Source organism: Streptomyces solicavernae, assembly GCF_029968095.1.
In the GTDB taxonomy this organism is placed as follows: Bacteria; Actinomycetota; Actinomycetes; order Streptomycetales; family Streptomycetaceae; genus Streptomyces; species Streptomyces solicavernae.
This window is the reverse complement of sequence record NZ_JASCIR010000006.1, coordinates 25,400-41,395: the sequence shown is the minus strand read 5'-3', so window position 1 is coordinate 41,395 and position 15,996 is coordinate 25,400. Positions and strand designations below refer to the sequence as shown.

General features: G+C 72.7%; 13 protein-coding genes. 5 read left to right on the top strand and 8 right to left on the bottom strand.

Annotated elements, in window-relative coordinates; all coding sequences use genetic code 11:
- Nucleotides 1–3 precede the first annotated feature (3 nt).
- A complete protein-coding gene (locus QIS99_RS09645) occupies nucleotides 4–1,194 on the bottom strand; it encodes an amidohydrolase family protein (RefSeq protein ID WP_282512406.1) in 1,191 nt (396 codons plus the stop codon).
- A gap of 205 nt (nucleotides 1,195–1,399) precedes the next feature.
- Here QIS99_RS09645 and QIS99_RS09640 point away from each other — a divergent pair, with 205 nt between their 5' ends.
- Entirely contained in the window at nucleotides 1,400–2,947 is a 1,548-nt protein-coding gene (locus tag QIS99_RS09640) for a class I adenylate-forming enzyme family protein (protein WP_282512404.1), read from the top strand.
- Between the two features lie 4 nt (nucleotides 2,948–2,951).
- Here QIS99_RS09640 and QIS99_RS09635 read toward each other — a convergent pair whose 3' ends face one another.
- Nucleotides 2,952–3,470: an EF-hand domain-containing protein gene (locus tag QIS99_RS09635; RefSeq protein ID WP_282512402.1), complete on the bottom strand. Its 519-nt coding sequence runs from the start codon at nucleotides 3,468–3,470 to the stop codon at nucleotides 2,952–2,954.
- A gap of 314 nt (nucleotides 3,471–3,784) precedes the next feature.
- Nucleotides 3,785–4,159 (bottom strand): STAS domain-containing protein, encoded by a 375-nt coding sequence (locus tag QIS99_RS09630; protein ID WP_282512400.1) that lies wholly within the window; start codon nucleotides 4,157–4,159, stop codon nucleotides 3,785–3,787.
- Nucleotides 4,160–4,577: 418 nt separating this feature from the next.
- Between QIS99_RS09630 and QIS99_RS09625 the strand changes: the two genes are divergently transcribed.
- Together QIS99_RS09625 and QIS99_RS09620 are read left to right on the top strand one after the other, a co-directional pair.
- The gene (locus QIS99_RS09625; RefSeq protein WP_282512398.1) at nucleotides 4,578–5,159 is read left to right on the top strand and encodes a sigma-70 family RNA polymerase sigma factor; all 582 of its coding nucleotides are present in this window, start codon (nucleotides 4,578–4,580) and stop codon (nucleotides 5,157–5,159) included.
- On the top strand, nucleotides 5,156–6,721 hold the full coding sequence (locus QIS99_RS09620; protein WP_408909517.1) for a zf-HC2 domain-containing protein: 1,566 nt from the start codon (nucleotides 5,156–5,158) through the stop codon (nucleotides 6,719–6,721). The genes QIS99_RS09625 and QIS99_RS09620 overlap by 4 nt, the downstream gene beginning before the upstream one ends.
- A gap of 57 nt (nucleotides 6,722–6,778) precedes the next feature.
- Here QIS99_RS09620 and purU read toward each other — a convergent pair whose 3' ends face one another.
- The gene (gene purU / locus QIS99_RS09615) at nucleotides 6,779–7,627 is read right to left on the bottom strand and encodes a formyltetrahydrofolate deformylase (RefSeq protein WP_282512396.1); all 849 of its coding nucleotides are present in this window, start codon (nucleotides 7,625–7,627) and stop codon (nucleotides 6,779–6,781) included.
- Nucleotides 7,628–7,745: 118 nt separating this feature from the next.
- Nucleotides 7,746–8,192 (bottom strand): SCO4402 family protein, encoded by a 447-nt coding sequence (locus tag QIS99_RS09610; RefSeq protein ID WP_282512761.1) that lies wholly within the window; start codon nucleotides 8,190–8,192, stop codon nucleotides 7,746–7,748.
- A 171-nt stretch (nucleotides 8,193–8,363) separates the two neighbouring features.
- On the opposite strand from QIS99_RS09610, the gene QIS99_RS09605 reads away from it, so the two are divergent.
- Complete coding sequence (locus QIS99_RS09605; protein ID WP_282512759.1) at nucleotides 8,364–9,686, top strand: ABC transporter substrate-binding protein; 1,323 nt, start codon at nucleotides 8,364–8,366, stop codon at nucleotides 9,684–9,686.
- 172 nt (nucleotides 9,687–9,858) lie between these two features.
- On the opposite strand, the gene QIS99_RS09600 is transcribed toward QIS99_RS09605, so the two are convergent.
- Together QIS99_RS09600 and QIS99_RS09595 are read right to left on the bottom strand one after the other, a co-directional pair.
- Nucleotides 9,859–11,733, bottom strand: coding sequence for a chromosomal replication initiator protein DnaA (locus QIS99_RS09600; RefSeq protein WP_282512394.1), 1,875 nt, complete (start codon nucleotides 11,731–11,733; stop codon nucleotides 9,859–9,861).
- Nucleotides 11,734–11,892: 159 nt separating this feature from the next.
- The gene (locus QIS99_RS09595; RefSeq protein WP_282512392.1) at nucleotides 11,893–13,272 is read right to left on the bottom strand and encodes a transcriptional regulator; all 1,380 of its coding nucleotides are present in this window, start codon (nucleotides 13,270–13,272) and stop codon (nucleotides 11,893–11,895) included.
- A gap of 429 nt (nucleotides 13,273–13,701) precedes the next feature.
- Here QIS99_RS09595 and QIS99_RS09590 point away from each other — a divergent pair, with 429 nt between their 5' ends.
- The gene (locus QIS99_RS09590) at nucleotides 13,702–14,361 is read left to right on the top strand and encodes a bifunctional DNA primase/polymerase (protein WP_282512390.1); all 660 of its coding nucleotides are present in this window, start codon (nucleotides 13,702–13,704) and stop codon (nucleotides 14,359–14,361) included.
- A gap of 248 nt (nucleotides 14,362–14,609) precedes the next feature.
- Here QIS99_RS09590 and QIS99_RS09585 read toward each other — a convergent pair whose 3' ends face one another.
- A complete protein-coding gene (locus tag QIS99_RS09585) occupies nucleotides 14,610–15,461 on the bottom strand; it encodes an alpha/beta fold hydrolase (protein ID WP_282512388.1) in 852 nt (283 codons plus the stop codon).
- Nucleotides 15,462–15,996: the final 535 nt, after the last annotated feature.

The window sequence follows — 15,996 nt, the reverse complement described above, 5'->3', positions numbered from 1 at the left end:
CGGCTACTTGTCGAGGTCGAGGCTCAGCATGCGGATGGCGTTGCCCCGCATCAGCTTGTGGACGGTCGCGTCGTCGAGGCCCTTGACGTGGTCGAGGGCGACCTCCTTGGTGTGCGGGAACGTCGAGTCGACGTGCGGGTAGTCCGTCTCGAAGGTGGCGTTGTCCCGGCCGACGACGTCTAGGGAGGCGACCCCGTGCTTGTCGCGGAAGAAACAGCAGAAGATCTGCCGGTAGTAGTACGTGGACGGCGGCTCGGGGATCAGGTCACGGACGCCGCCCCAGGCGCGGTGCTCCTCCCACACGTCGTCGGCGCGCTCCAGGGCGTACGGAATCCAGCCCATCTGGCCTTCGCTGTACGCGAGTTTGAGCGTCGGGAACTTCACCAGGACCCCGGAGAACAGGAAGTCCATCATCGAGGCCATCGCGTTGTTGAAGGACAGGGACGCCTGCACGGCGGGCGGCGCGTCCGGCGAGGCGGCGGGCATCTGGCTCGACGACCCGATGTGCATGTTCACCACCGTGCCGGTCTCCTGGCAGACCGCGAAGAACGGGTCCCAGTAGCCGGAGTGGATGGACGGAAGGCCGAGGTAGGTCGGGATCTCGGAGAAGGTGACCGCCCTGACGCCCCGCGCGGCATTCCGCTTGACCTCGGCGACGGCCAGGTCGATGTCCCACAGCGGGATGATGCACAGCGGGATGAGCCTCCCCCCGCTGTCCCCGCACCACTCCTCGACCATCCAGTCGTTGTACGCGCGCACGCAGGCGAGGGCGACCTCCTTGTCCTGCGCCTCCGCGAAGGTCTGCCCGCAGAAACGGGGGAACGTCGGGAAGCAGAGGCTGGCCTCGACGTGGTTGAGGTCCATGTCCTTGAGGCGCTCGACCGGGTCCCAGCAGCCGCGCCGCATCTCGGCCCGGGTGATGCCCTCCAGGGTCATGTCGTCCCGGTCGAAGCCGACGGCGGCGATGTTCCGCTTGTACGGGAACCTCAGGTCCTCGTAGATCCACCAGTCGGTGGGCGGTCCTTCCGGGTCCATCGTGATGACGTACTTGCCGCCGGTGTACTCAAGCTCCCCGATGCCGGCGGTCAGCGGCTTGGGCCCGCGGTCGCGGTACTTCTGCGGCAGCCAGGTCTCGAAGAGGTGCGCCGGTTCGATGACGTGGTCGTCGACGCTGATGATCCGAGGCAGTTCCATGGGGGTCCCCTCGCCGCAGTACGAATCTGATGGGTCGTCGAATCTGATGTGCCGATCGCATCTGTTGGATCGGGTCGAATCTGATGGGTCGTCAGCTCTGCTCGCTCCGAGGCTAGCCTCCGCACCTCTGGACCGACAAGGCGGTGGCGCCTACGCTCTGCCTCGATCTGACAGATCGTCAGCTGTCGCGGATCGGGAGGTCGGCATGCGGGACACGGCACACGAACTGGGCGGCTCCCCGACGCTCTGGGAACTCATCCGCCGCCGCGCCGAACTCACCCCGCAGCGCCCGGTGCTGATCCAGGCCGAGGCCGACCCGGCCGACGACCGCACGCTCACCTTCGGCGCCCTGCGCGAGCGCGCGGAACGCGTCGCGGCCGGGCTGTACGAGCGGGGCGTACGTCCCGGCACGGTCGTCGCCTGGCAGCTGCCCACCCGCATCGAGACCGTCCTGCTCACCGCCGCCCTGGCCCGCCTCGGCGCAACGCAGTCCCCCGTCATCCCCTTCTACCGCGAGAAGGAGGTCGGCTTCGCGCTGCGCGAGTCCAGGGCCGAGTTCTTCGCGACGCCCGGCGTGTGGCGCGGCTTCGACCACACGGAGATGGCCCGCCGCCTGGGTGCGCACGGCGTCTTCGAGGCGTACGCGGACCTCCCCGAGGCGGACCCCGCCGCACTGCCCGCGCCGCCCGCGAACGGCACGGACGTCCGCTGGATCTACTGGACCTCCGGCACGACCTCCGACCCCAAGGGCGTCCTGCACACCGACCGTTCACTGATCGCGGGCGGCTCCTGCCTGGCCCACGCGCTGCGCCTGACCTCCGCCGACGTGGGCTCGATCGCGTTCCCCTTCGCGCACATAGGCGGCCCGGACTACCTGGTCATGCTGCTGCTCTACGGGTTCCCCGCGGTGCTCTTCGAGAAGTTCGCGCTGCCGGACGCCCTCGACGGCTACCGACGCCACGGGGTGACCACGGCAGGCGGCTCCACGGCGTTCTACTCCATGTTCCTGGCCGAGCAGCGCAAGGACCCGGCCCGCAGACTCATCCCCACCCTGCGGCTCCTCGCGGGCGGCGGCGCCCCGAAGCCCCCGGAGCTCTACCACGCGGTCGTACGGGAGCTGGGCTGCCGGCTCACCCACGGGTACGGCATGACCGAGGTCCCCATGATCACCATGGGTGCCCCGGACGACACCGAGGAGAACCTCGCCGGTACGGAGGGACGGCCCCCGGCCGGGATGGAGATCCGTATCACCGACGCCGACGGCAAGCCGCTGCCGGCGGGGGTCGACGGGGAGGTGCGGCTGCGCGGGGAGGCGGTGTGCCGGGGCTACCTGGAGCCGTCGCAGTCGGCCGAAGCCTTCGACCCGGACGGCTTCCTGATCACGGGCGACCTGGGGCACGTACGGGAGAGCGGCCATCTCGTCCTCACGGGCCGCGCGAAGGACGTGATCATCCGCAAGGGGGAGAACATCTCGGCGAAGGAGATCGAGGATCTGCTGCACGCGCACCCCGCGGTGGGCGAGGCGGCGGTCGTCGGCCTGCCGGACCCGGAGCGCGGGGAGCGGGTCTGCGCGGTGCTCGAACTCCCGCCGGGGGGCGCGGCGTTGAGCCTGGCCGAGGTCGTCTCGTACCTCCGCGAGGCGGGCCTCTCCCCCCACAAGCTGCCGGAACAGCTGGAGGTGGTGGAGGCCCTGCCCCGCAACGAGACGCTGCGCAAGGTGCTCAAGTACAAGCTGCGCGAGCGGTACGCGTAATCGCTCAGGCGTCGGGCGCGGGCGTCGTGAAGTAGGCGGCGAAGGCGGTCAGGATCTCGTCCTCGGAGATCCGGCCGTCCCCGTCGGTGTCCAGGGCGGCGGCCGCGGCGGCGGCGGTCTGCGGGGCGGCGCCGAGGACCTTCAGGACGCGCTCGGCGCCCTTCGGGGTGGCGCCCCTGCCGTCCTCGTCGGCGACGGCGATCGCGGCCTTCAGGAACGGCCGCGCGATCTCGGCGAACCGCTGCGGGCTGTCCCGCAGCCGCTTGACCGCACCGGTCACGAACTCCTCGCGGGTCACCCGCTGGTCCCCGTCGACATCGGCGATCCCGGCCATGCCCTGCCAGAACGCCTCCGCCCCGATGTACAGCGCCTGGCCCTTGTCGCACCGCGCGGTCGTGCCGAACTCGGCGAGCACGGCCTTCGCCGCGCCGCTGAAGTCCTCGCGGTCGATGTAGCCGTTGCCGTCCTGGTCGAAGCTCGCGAATCGCGCGGCAATCCTGCGCTCGTACTCTGCGCTGTCCATCTCGGCCTCACTGATCAGGTGGGTGCGGTGCGTTCCACTGCGTTCACGAGGGAGCGTACGTCGAGGGTCGTCCCTCACGCCCCGAAAGTCACAGCTTCGCCGTGGCTTGTGTCAGGACCGGTGAGATTCTGCGACCAGATCGACGTCCGGCCGCTGAGACTCGTGACCCGGGCGAGGCGCGGCACACCAAGGCCGAGCACACTTACGGCCGGAAGGAGGACGGCTCGTGAACCACTCCCAGTGGAGGACTCGGCGCGGCGCGGGCCCCGGCGTCGCGAGCAGCGAAGCTGCGACGGACTGAGGGGCGGGCGGCCTCACGCCGAGAGCGGTGAGGCCTCCTCGTCGACCGCCGAGTGCAGGTCCGGGAAGACCTCGAAGAGGCGGCGGACGCCGAGGGCAGCAAGGACGCGGTTCACGTGGGAGCCGTCCTGAGCGCCCTGCGCCGGGAGGATCAGGCGGAGGCGGCCGCGGCAGGAGCGGATGAGGCGGCGGGTGGCTATGAGGACGCCGACGCCGGAGGAGTCGCAGAACAGCACCTCGGAGAGGTCGAGGACGAGGCTGCGGCGGCCCTCGGCGACCGCGTCGTGCACGCGCTGGCGCACGATCGGCGACGTCACCAGGTCCATCTCACCGCTGACCTGGATGACGGCCCAGCCGCCCTGATCGCCATCGGTCACTTCGAGCGCCATCCGCCACGCCGCCTCTCGTTCCACTCGTACGCCGCGAACGGCTCCGGTGCCGGTCCGGGTTCCGGGCGCCGGTCTCCCACCTTCGGCCATCACGGCCGCATCCGGAAGCCCCGCTTACGCTTCCCTGTCTCGCGGTTGCCCCGCCACTCCCCCGTAAAACACCCCACCTGAACAACAGGCCATCGTGCAGACCTATCACATATGCACCGATTCGATCTACGTCGAGCCAGTTCGTTCAACGGACTTCAACGGAATCCGACGCACTATCGGCACAACTTCCAGCAGAGAGTGACCCATTCACTACCATCCGCAGTCGCCCCGCGGCCCCGTTGCCGGAAACCGAGGTGCGTTGTCAGTGGCGGGCACTACATTCGATGGAGGCAGAAAGACGGTTCGCGCCACGGCAGGAGGGGGCCTCATGGCGAAAGACGCACCGCCCCGCTGGGACCGCAAGATGCAGCAGCGGCTCGCCCGCGGCGAGGCGGCCGCGCTCGGCGAGCTGTACGACAGACTCGCCTCCCTCGTGCACAGCCTCGCCCACCGCGTCCTCGACGACGACGCGGCGGCGGACCGGGTCACCCGCGAGGTCTTCGCCCACGTCTGGGAGAGCCCCGGGGAGTACGACCCGAAGAAGGGCTCGATGCGCTCCTGGCTCGCCGGCCTCACCCACCGGTACGCGGTGGCCCGGCTGCGGCAGACCGAGACCGCGGCCCTCGCCGACGGCGGCCGGGGCACCACGGAGGACATGGAGCAGAAGGTCCGCCGCGCCTCCGTCGCCGCCCGCGCCGACTACATCGTGACGTCCATGCCCGCCCCGCTGCGCGCCGCCCTGGAGCTCGCCTACTTCCAGCGCAGGGACTACCGCCAGACCGCCGCCGACCTCGGCGTGACCGAGGACGAGGCCCGCCGCCGCCTCCGCCTCGGCCTGCAACTCCTGTCCACCGCCAACGAACAGCGGCCGGCCGCCGCCCCTCCGCCCGGCTACGGGAGCGCACTGTGAACGCCGACCCCTTCGAGCCGGACGACGGCCACGAGGGTCACGACGGCCCGGACCGGCGCGCGGAGCCGGACCGGTGCGGCGAGACCGACCCCCGCCACGGCCGCACGGACGACGACATCGCGACCGGCGGCGCCCTCGCCGAAGGCGCCCCCGCTGCGGACGGCGGACCGTCCGCCCGCCCGTACTCCACCGGCCGCCCCCGCGACGACGGCAGCGGCGACGGCACGCACACCGAACGCGACCACACCGACCGCAACCACACCGGCAGCGACCGCACCGACGGCCACACCGCCGACCACCACAGCACCGACCCCGGCGGGCACCCGTCCGCCCGGCCCCCGCGCGGCGGCGGGCTGCGCATACCGCCGCCGCGCAGCTCGATAGAGGACACCGGCCGCCCGCTGCCCGACCCGCCGCCGCTGCCCGCGCAGCCGGCGCCCGTCCCGCCGGTCCTGGAGCACAAGGTCCTCAAGTCGCTGCTCGGCGCCTGGGCACTGACCGCCTGCTCCGCCGAGGAGGCCGCCGCCGTCGAGCTGCACCTCGGCAGCTGCGGCGCCTGCGCGGACGAGGCGCTGCGGCTGCGGGACGCCGTCGGCCTGCTGCACCCCGAGGAGAGCCTCGACCTCGACCCCGGCCTGCGCTCCCGCGTCCTCGCCGGCTGCCTGGACCGCCGACCGCCCCGCATACCGGTCCCCGACTGGGCCGCACCCTACGACGCCGAGACCGCCCGGCTCGACGCCCTGCTCCAGGACTTCGGCAACGGCGAGTGGCACGCCCCGGTCCGCCTGAAGTGGTACGAGGACGACCGCGCCGTGTCCCGCCGCACCACCGTCGCCGGGGTGATCGCGTACCTCCTGACGGTCGACGGCCTCATCGCGACGGCCCTCGGCCTGGACGACCCGCTGCCGGAGTCCGCGCGCGCCGCCCTCACCGGCGCCTCCCCCGCCGAACGCACCGAGGCGTACTGGAACGCCTCCCGGTTCCCGCTCACCCGCGCCGTACGCCTGCCGTGGCGGGAGCAGAGCCACACCGTCATCCGGACCGTGTCGTTCGCGGGCGGCGGCGCCGCCGAACTCGCCGTGCCCTACGGCGAGTTCCCCCTGCCCCTGCGGGACTCGATGCTCGACCGGGCCTTCGAGTGCTGGGTGCACGCGGGCGACATCGCGGACGCGGTGGACTACCCGTACAAACCGCCCGCGCCCCGGCATCTCAACGGGATGATCGACCTCGCCGCCCGCATGCTGCCCGGCGCGCTCGCCGAGCGGCGCCGCGCGGGTCTGGCCGCACCGGCGAAGGAGCTGGTCGCCGCCGGTGCGCCCGGGCGGAGCCTGCGCCTTGAGGTCGAGGGGCACGGCGGCGGCGAGTGGCTGATCCCGCTCGACTCGCCGGGCGCGGTCGCCACGGCCGACCACGAGGTGGCCCATGTCGCCCTGGACGGCGTGGAGTTCTGCCGCCTCGCCGCGGGGCACGTACCGCCCGAGGACGCAGCGGCCGGGCAGGACGGGGACCGCGAGGCGATCCGGGACATGCTGTCGGCGGCGGCCTCGCTCAGCCGCATGTAGCCGCCGTACGCAGACGTCTCCGGCGTACGCAGACGTCCTACGCCGTACGCAGACGTCCTACGCGAAGACGACCGTGCGGCGGCCGTTGAGCAGGACGCGGCGCTCGCTGTGCCACTTCACCGCGCGGGCGAGCGCCTGGCACTCCACGTCCCGGCCGACGGCGACGAGCTGCTGCGGCGTGACCTCGTGGCCGACGCGCTCGACCTCCTGCTCGATGATCGGGCCCTCGTCGAGGTCGGCCGTCACATAGTGCGCGGTCGCGCCGATCAGCTTCACGCCCCGCGCGTGCGCCTGGTGGTAGGGCTTGGCGCCCTTGAAGCTCGGCAGGAACGAGTGGTGGATGTTGATGATCCGCCCGCTGAGCGCCTTGCACAGGTCGTCCGAGAGCACCTGCATATAGCGGGCGAGGACGACCAGCTCGACGTTCTCCGCCCGTACGAGAGCGAGCAGCTCCGCCTCGGCCTCGGCCTTGTTCTCCTTCGTCACCGGGATGTGGTGGAAGGGGATGCTGTACGACGCCACGAGCTCGGCGAAGTCCGTATGGTTCGACACCACAGCGGCGATCTCGACCGGCAGCGCGCCGCTCCGGGCCCGGAACAGCAGGTCGTTCAGGCAGTGCCCGAACTTGCTCACCATCAGGACGATGCGCATCTTCTCGTCGGCCCGGTGGATCTGCCAGTCCATCTGGAAGGAGTCACCGACGGCGGCGAAGCTGGCCCGCAGCTTCTCCGCGTTCACGGCCTCGGCGGAGAAGTGCACCCGCATGAAGAACAGCCCGGTGTCGTGGTCGCCGAACTGCTGACTGTCCTCGATGTTGCAGCCGGTCATGAAGAGATAGCTGGACACGGCGTGCACGATGCCCTGCTTGTCGGGGCAGGACAGCGTGAGGACGTACTGGTCAGTCATACGGGGAAGGCTACCTGCCCCGCTGTGGACGGATGTTCCGCAGGGCGGAACGGGTGGGCACAGCGCCCCGGTGCCGGGCACCTTCGGGTCCGACCTCTGCCAGGACCGTGTCCAAGTGCTAAGCCGACCGCGTCAGGATCCGCAGCACCTCCAGCGTGCTGGGCGCCGCGTCCGGATCGTCACCGTCCCCGGTGGCCAGCCGCACATGCGCGTCCCGAGCCGCCCGCACCGCCTCGTCCCAGCCGTGGTGGTCCAGGTAGGCGGAGACCGGGGCGTCGGGGCCGACCTGGTGCATGATCCGCAGCACCCGCAGCACCGCCACGTCGACGAGGGCCGCCTCCTGCGAGTCGCGGAAGATCGTCCCCACGTACTTCTCCGCGGACCAGTTGTCGAGCCAGGTGTCCTCGACCAGGCGGTAGACCGCGTCCGTCACGTCTCCGTACCCGTCGACGCCCGCGAGCCAGACGGTCTGCTGGAACTCCGGGTCCGCGAGCATGTGCAGCGCCGAGCGCACATTGCTGCGCCAGCGCCACCACGGCATGTCGTTCAGAGGCATGCCGCCCATGGTGGAGGAGCGGCGGCCGCGACGGGAAGACTTCTCCGAGCTTTGCACGGTTGTCGATCGTACGTTCCCCACCCGCGTGCGCCGACCGACCCCTGGAGTTCACCTCCACGTCACCCACCGTTGACCCAAGATCACTCAAAGGTTAGGGACCGACCGGAATGGTGCATGACCATGACCGTCCGGCGCCGCGTCCCGCTCACCCGCCCGCTCAAGACCGCCGTACTCACGGTAACCGCCCTGGCGGCGATCGCGTCGTCGGCGGTCGCCTGCGGCGCGCTCCCCGGGTCGTCGGGGAATTCCGGGGACCCCGTCACCGTGATGACCTGGGCGCCGGACCGCACCACGGGGACCGACATGCCCGGCATGCCCGCGATGGCGCGCGCGTACGCCCGCTGGGTCAACAACCACGGCGGTCTGAACGGCCGCCCCCTCAAGGTCCTCACCTGCAACGACCACAACGACTCGGTGGGCGCCGCGAACTGCGCCCGGCGCGCGGTCAGGGAGAACGTGGCCGCCGTGGTCGGCTCGTACAGCCAGCACGGCCAGGCCTTCCTCTCCCCCCTTGAGGCCGCGGGCATCCCGTACATCGGCGGGTACGGGCTGACCGAGGAGGAGTTCGTCAGCCCGATGTCGTTCCCGGTCAACGGCGGTGTCGTCGCGCTGCTCGCCGGGAACGGGCGGCAGCTGGCCGAGGTCTGCGAGCGCGTCGCCCTGGTCCGCCCCGACACGCTCGCCGGCGACCTGCTGCCCGAACTGCTCAACTCCGGTCTCGCGCAGGGCGATCGGAAGCCGGCCACGGACATCCTCGCGGCGGAGGACTCCGGCGACTACAGCGAGGAGGCCGAGCAGGCCCTCACCGCCGCGGGCGCCGACCCGTCCCTCGTCGCGACGCTCGGCCGGGAGGGCGCGGCCGAGCGGGCCCGCGAAGGCTGTGTGACGGCCGCGCTCGGCGACCGCACGGACAGCTTCTTCGACTCGTTCCGGCGCACCCAGGAGGACGGCCAGAAGGTGCAGATCTCCTCGGTGCTCGGCAGCGTCGACCAGACCTCCGTGGACCGCACGGGCGGCGCGTCCGGCCCGTACGAGGGTGCGTACGTGACGAGTTGGTACCCGGCGGCCGACGACGCGCGCTGGGACCCGATGCGCAAGGTGATCCGCGAGGAGGCCTTCGGGGACCACCGGATCGACCCGGCGAACGCGGGCGTGCAGACGACCTGGATCGCGTACACCGTGTTCAAGCAGGTCGTCGAGTCGCTCGGCGACGGCGAGGTGAACGCGCGGACCGTGGCGCGGGCGCTCAACGACGGCGTGCGCGTCGACACGGGCGGCCTCACGCCGACGCTCAGCTGGCGCTTCGAGGACACGGTGGCGGCGAGCGAGTTCCCGCGCCTGGTGAACGCGAACGTGACGTACCAGGTGGTCAAGGACGGCCGCCTGGTCGCGGCCCGCAAGTCGGCGGTGGACGTGTCACGGACGCTGGAGGAGGCGGCCTGATCGGCCGGGGGCGGGCTGATCCGCCGGGTGACCGGCTGATCCGCCGGGTGACCGGCTGATCCGCCGGGTGGCGGGCTGATCCATCAGGTGGCGGCCTGATCCGTCAGGCGGCCCTCTCCGCCGGAAGAACCGTCAGGCCCGGCCGGTCGGCCCGGCCGGTCGGCCCGGCCGGTCACAGCTGGATCCAGCTGTGCTTCGTCAGGCCGTACTCGCCCGCGATCTTGTTCCACAGCGGCGCCGCCTGCTTCTTCGCCTTGGTGGCGTCGCCGCTGGCGGCGTTCCCGGCGGAACGTGACTTGGTCGTACGGGCCTTGCCCTTGTGGCAGCCCTTCTTGCCCTTCGCGGCGACCTGGTCGGCCCACGCGGCATAGTGCTTGTCGGCCGCGGCGGACGCCTTCCAGGCCTTGTTGAGGGACGCGGTCAGGGTGGTGTGGCCGGGGAGCTGGTCGACATCCAGCTGCGCAAGGCGGGTCACCAGGCCGTTGCGCTGCTTGGCGGCGTCGCGCAGGTCGGTGGCGGACTTGTCGAGGTTGCGGCAGGACTCGATGCTCTTGACCGCGTTGATGACGGCCTCACGGCTGTCGTTGCTCTCGGCGAGCAACTTGTCCAGCGCCGCGGCCTGTTGCTCGGCCGGGTCGGCCGTCGGGGACGGCTTCTCCTCGGCGGGCGAGGACTCGGCGACGGTCTTCGGCTCGTCCTTCTCCTCGTCGCCGCCGGACGCGATCAGCGCGCCCGCACCGACGCCGAGCACCGCGATGGCCACCCCGATCGCGGCGAACATCGGCACCTTTGAACCCGTACGACGGGACGGCGGCTCCGGCGGACCGGCGTACTGCGCCTGCCCCGCGCCCGGACCCGGCTGCGCCGGCGGCTGGTTGTAGTGCGGCATCTGCTGGGTGGACTCGGCGCCGCCGCCCCCGGCCGGCTCACTGCGGAAGAGGCTGTCGAACTCGGCGGGCGGCTGCCGGTCGCCGGGCGCGCCGGGCCGGATGCCGTACGGGGCGGCGGCGGGCGCCGGGGGTACGGGCGCGATGTACTGCGTGGCCTCGGCGTCCGGGTCGCCGCCGCCCGCGCCCGGGCCCTGGGGCTGCGGCATGGCCTGCCGGCCGAGGAACTGAGTCGCGTCGGCGGCGGGCGCCTCCGGCGGCAGCGCACCGGGAAGCGGAGCGCCCCCCTGCGCGCCCTCCTGCGCGCTCCCCTGCGGGGCGTTCTGCGGGGCGTTCTGCGGTACGGAGGACAGGTACTGCGTCGCCTCGGAGTCGGCGGGCGGCATCGGCGCCCCGCCCGGTGCCCCGCCGGGCGCGGTCGGCGGGAGCGGAGCGGACTGCGGCGGTTGCTGCGGCTGCGGGAGGGCCGCGCCCTGCTGGGCCTGGTGCGGCTCGGGGAGCGCACCGCCGGTCTGCGGCTGATGCGGCTCGGGGAGCGCACCGCCGGACGGCTGCTGCGAGGGCGGCTGCGACGGCTGCTGCGACGGCGACTGCGGCTGCGTGGGCAGCGCGCCGAGCGGGGCCTGCTGGGGCTGCGGCTGCTCGAAAGTCTGGGGCTGTTCATAAGGCTGGGGCTGTTCGTAAGGCTGGGGCTGCGGCTGCGGCTGCTGCGCGTAGGGCTGCGGGTCCTGCGGCGCGTACGGCTGCGGGGCGGGAGGCTGCTGCGGCGGGTACTGCTCGTACGCCTGCGGAGCCTGCTCGTACGCCTGCGGAGCCTGGTCGTACGCCTGCTGCTGCGGGGCCTGGTCGTACGCCTGCTGCTGCGGGGCCTGCGGCATGGCGTCGTACGGGGGCGGCGCGGGCATTCCGTACGGCTGCTGCTGGTCCTGGCCCCACGCCTGGCCCGGCGCGAAGCCCTCGCCCGGGCCGTACGAGGGCGCGGCCTGCGGGGTGTCCGGGCCCCAGGGCTGTCCCCACGGGGTGCCACCGGCCGGCACCGCCTGGTCTCCGTAGGTGCCCGGAACCAGGGGCTCGCCGCCGTCGGCGGGCAGCACGACACCTTCGTGCGCGGGCCGCGCCGCGGGTATCTGCGGCTCCTCGCCCTGTCCGCTCTGCGTCACCGGGACTCCTACTACTGGGGGACCTACGGAATCGTCGGCTCACGCTACCGGGTCCCCCGTAAGGGGTGCTACGCAGCTCCTGCGCGTGATCCGTTCCGTGACCTGCCGTGACCGGTGGTTCACCGGAGCGACGTGGAATGCCTCACGTGCCGGGCCCGTTCACGCCGCCCGCTCCTGGCGCCGGGCGCCGAACTCCCGTACCGCCCGCTGGTCGTGGAAGGGGGCGAGGCGGCCCTGGAAGTCGTCCAGGTACTCGCTGCCGCGGTCGGAGCGCAGCGTGCCCAGCAGCTCCATCGCGCGCGTGCCGGTGTGGCAGGCCTGCTCGACCTCGCGCTGTTGCAGCTGCGCGGTGGCGAGCAGGACCAGGCCGATGGCGCGGCGGCGGGCCCGGGACTCGGGGTGGCCGTCGAGGGAGTCCTGCGCGGCGCGCGCGGCGGCGTCCGCGTGGCCGAGGTCGCGGTGGCAGTGCGCCAGCTCGTCCGCGAGGTACGCCCCGTCGAAGTGCCGGATCCACACCGGGTCCTCGACCGCCGAGTCGGCCCGGTCGAGCGCGGCCTGGGCCCTGGCGGCGGCGGTGTGCGTCGAGCGGGCGTCCCGGAGCAGGGCGTGCCCCCGCGCCTCGGCCGCGTGGAACATCGCCTCGGCCCGCGGCGTGACCCGGCCCCGCGCGCCTTCCTGCGCGGCCCGGGCCAGCTGGGCGATCTCGCGCGGGTTGCCGAGCTGGGCGGCGAGGTGGCTCATGGACGCGGCGAGTACGTACCCGCCGTAGCCGCGGTCGCCGGCCGCCTGGGCCAGGCGCAGGGCCTGGATGTAGTACCGCTGGGCGAGGCCGGCCTGGCCGGTGTCCACCGCCATGTAGCCGGCGAGTTCCGTCAACCGGGCCACGGCGGCGAAGAGTTCACGCCCGACGGCCTCCCGGTAGGCCCCGGCGAGCAGCCCGGAGACGACGGAGTTGAGGTAGTGCACGACGACCGGGCGGACGTGTCCGCTGCCGTACTGGCGGTCGAGCTGGACGAGGGACTCGGTCATGGCGCGTACGGCGGCCACGTCCGAGCGGCCCACGCGGGCGCCCGCGGTCCTGGCGACCTGGGTGTCCGTCGCGCTGATCAGCCAGTCCCGGCTGGGCTCGACCAGCGCGGAGGCGGCGACGGTCGAGCCGGAGAGGAAGTCGCGCCGGCCGACGTCGCTGCGCCACAGCTCGCAGACCTGCTCGATCGCGCCGAGCACCGTCGGCGAGAACTGCAGGCCGACGCCGGAGGCGAGGTTCCTGCCGCCCGCCATCCCGATATCGTCGATCGTGACCGCGCGGCCCAGTTTCCGCCCGATCGCCTCGGCGATGATGCCGGGCGCCCGGCCGCGCGGCTGCTGTCCGCGCAGCCAGCGGGCCACGGAGGTCTTGTCGTACCGGAGATCGAGGCCGTGCTCCGCGCCGCACATGTTGACGCGGCGGGCCAGGCCGGCGTTGGAGCAGCCGGCCTCCTGGATGAGCGCCTGCAGCCGTTCGTTGGGCTGTCGCGCGACGAGAGGCCTTGCGGCCATGGCGTACCCCCTGTGTGCGCCGGAAGAAGCGTGCCCGGTGATCGATGCCCATCGGGTCGACGAAAATGCGGAACAATTTCCGGCATAGCGCGACATAGCATCCGCGGCTCCCGGCCGCTGCCCCGACTGCTGCCTCAGCCGCTGCCCCGGCCGCTGCCCCAGCCTCTGCCCCAGCCGGTCGGTCGGTCCGTCGGTCCGTCGGTCGGTCCGTCGGTCGGCCGGTCTCCGGAAACCTCTCTCCTCAAGCGGCTACCCGCCCCCGCTGCCGATCCGCGTGCGCGCCCCCGGCCGTGCACCCGTGCGCCCCGTGTGCAGGAACGATGCGCCGGGTCGGCGTACCGGACCCTCCCAGGTCAGCGCCGCGCGAGCGGTCCGGAACGGGCCGAAGGGAGGGCGTAACCCAAGGTGACGGCGGGAGTTGAGCTGGGCGTGGAAGAGACCATCGAAGTCGCCCGAGCCGCGCAGGTCCCCCAGCAGCGCGGGGAACAGCTGCCCGACACCGCGGTGCGCTACGCGAAAGAGCGGCACTGGGACGTGTTCCCCGGCGCCTGGCTGGAGGCCGAGGGCGGCGTGGAGCGGTGCAGCTGCGGCGAGCCGTCCTGCGCACGGCCCGGCGCCCATCCCGTACGCGAGGACTGGACGAACCAGGCGACGGGCAGCGCCACCGTGGCCCGCCGGCTGTGGTCGAAGCAGCCGAACGCGTCGGTCCTGCTGCCGACGGGGCGGACGTTCGACGCGGTCGACGTGCCGGAGACCGCCGGGTTCCTGGCGCTCGCGCGGATGGAGCGGATGGATCTCGCGCTCGGCCCGGTCACGCTCACCCCGGGCCGCCGGATGCAGTTCTTCGTGCTGCCGGGTGCCGCGACCAAGGCCCCCGATCTGGTACGGAAGCTGGGCTGGCCGCCCGCCTCGCTCGACCTGCGGGTGCTCGGCGAGGGCGACTGGGTGGCGGCGCCGCCGACCCGGGTGGGCGGGCGCGGCGCGGTCCAGTGGGTACGCAAGCCCACCACCGCGAACCGCTGGCTGCCGGACACGGAGGAGCTGATCAGCCCGCTGGCGTACGCGTGCGGGCGGGAGCGGCGCCCGTAGCCGCCCGCTGGTCCACGGCACGACCGCCCTTCCGGAGCCCGTCCCGCACCTGGGGCGGGCTCCGTCCGACTCCAGGTGGAGGCTCCTTCCGGTGGGCCTCCATCCGGTGTCGGCTCCTTCCGGTGTCGGCTCCTTCCGGTGGCAGCTCCATCCGGTGACGGCTCCATCCGGTGACGGCTCCATCCGGTGGCAGCTCCATCCGGTGGCAGCTCCATCCGGTGGGGGCGGCTCCGCCGCGGCGCGCGCCGTCAGCCTATGAGCGCCCCGTGCAGGAACGGCTCGATCGCCGCGCGCCAGGCGCTCGGCTGGTCGTAGTGCACGAGGTGGCCCGCCTCGGGGACCTCCGCGTACGTCCCGTGCGGCAGGACGCGGACCATCTCCTGGGCCTCCGCGCGGCCCAGCTGCCCGTCCAGGCCCCGGACGACGAGGGCCGGGCACTGGACCTGGGCGAGCTCTTCCCAGTGCGCGTCGTGCACCCATGTCTCGCGGGAGGTCAGCATCCGGGCCGGGTCGAAGACGGGGCGCCAGCCGTCCTCGCGCCGGGCCATCACCTCGGCGTAGAACGCGCCGCGGGCCGGGTTGGGGCGCTCAACCCAGGGGTCGTCCTCGCCGAACCAGCGCCGGACGTCGTCCAGCGTGGCGAAGGGCACGGGCCAGGTCCTGAACCAGTCGGTCCACTCCCGCTGCGAGGCGGCGCCGAGCGCGGAGGCCCGCATGTCGCAGATGACGAGCCCGCGCACCAGGTCGGGCCGGCGGGCCGCCAGCTGCCAGGCGGTGAGCGCCCCCATGGAGTGCCCGACGAGGACGGCGGGGGCGAGGCCGAGCTGGACCAGGGCGGCCTCGGCGTCCTCGACATAGGCCTCCCGTGTGTACGGCGCCACGGGCTTGTCGCTCTCGCCGTGGCCGCGCTGGTCGAGGGCGACCGTGCGGTGCCGCTCGGCGAGCCAGGAGGCGGTGCCCGCCCAGTGCGTGGCGCAGCCCATCAGGCCGTGCAGCAACAGCACCCCGGGCCCCTCGGCCTCCTGGGTCTTGGGAGGTTCGCCGAACTCCCAGGCGGCGAGGCCTGTGCCGCCCGCCCCGATCACGTCGATGCGCCGCATATTTCTGGCACCCCCTTTGTGGGCCCGGATTCCCTTGATTCGCCCCCGTACGCCGCTCTTCACGCCGCACGGATCACGTTATCGAACCCCCATTCGAGAAGGGAGTCTCCGGCGCCAACACCCCTCATTCGAGTGACCGCACTCAAGGATTGACGCGCGTGACCGAGGGGAGATCTTCAGCGGGAGGCGGGCCGCTCGGGGAAAACGGTCCGAGGGGATTGACCTTGAGAGCTCGGGGCTCCGGGTCAGCACAGGGGAGGACGGGCCCCGGCGCTTCACGGCGCCGGGGCTCACCCGTTCCGTACGGCACATCGCCAAGACCCCTCCCCGATGGCCAAACGCCTCACGGGACAGGCTTGCACGCAAATCGCCCGGCCGCTGCGGTTCCGCACATTGCATCTTGGAATCGCCCGCCCGAGAGCACCCCCGAGGAGCACCCCATTACCGTCTTCGTAGCCCCGCAAGGCAGTGGACACAGCGCTGCCCGCCGGGCGGAACCCGGCGGGCAGAGAGCGCCGGGCGGAACCCGGCGGGC

What these genes read in the sequence shown, in the direction of transcription:
- QIS99_RS09610 (WP_282512761.1), bottom strand. Translation starts at nt 8,192, where the DNA reads ATGGGCGGCATGCCTCTGAACGACATGCCGTGGTGGCGCTGGCGCAGC.
- QIS99_RS09635 (WP_282512402.1), bottom strand. Translation starts at nt 3,470, where the DNA reads ATGGACAGCGCAGAGTACGAGCGCAGGATTGCCGCGCGATTCGCGAGC.
- QIS99_RS09595 (WP_282512392.1), bottom strand. Translation starts at nt 13,272, where the DNA reads ATGGCCGCAAGGCCTCTCGTCGCGCGACAGCCCAACGAACGGCTGCAG.
- QIS99_RS09585 (WP_282512388.1), bottom strand. Translation starts at nt 15,461, where the DNA reads ATGCGGCGCATCGACGTGATCGGGGCGGGCGGCACAGGCCTCGCCGCC.
- purU (WP_282512396.1), bottom strand. Translation starts at nt 7,627, where the DNA reads ATGACTGACCAGTACGTCCTCACGCTGTCCTGCCCCGACAAGCAGGGC.
- QIS99_RS09630 (WP_282512400.1), bottom strand. Translation starts at nt 4,159, where the DNA reads ATGGCGCTCGAAGTGACCGATGGCGATCAGGGCGGCTGGGCCGTCATC.
- QIS99_RS09640 (WP_282512404.1), top strand. Translation starts at nt 1,400, where the DNA reads ATGCGGGACACGGCACACGAACTGGGCGGCTCCCCGACGCTCTGGGAA.
- QIS99_RS09625 (WP_282512398.1), top strand. Translation starts at nt 4,578, where the DNA reads ATGGCGAAAGACGCACCGCCCCGCTGGGACCGCAAGATGCAGCAGCGG.
- QIS99_RS09645 (WP_282512406.1), bottom strand. Translation starts at nt 1,194, where the DNA reads ATGGAACTGCCTCGGATCATCAGCGTCGACGACCACGTCATCGAACCG.
- QIS99_RS09605 (WP_282512759.1), top strand. Translation starts at nt 8,364, where the DNA reads ATGACCGTCCGGCGCCGCGTCCCGCTCACCCGCCCGCTCAAGACCGCC.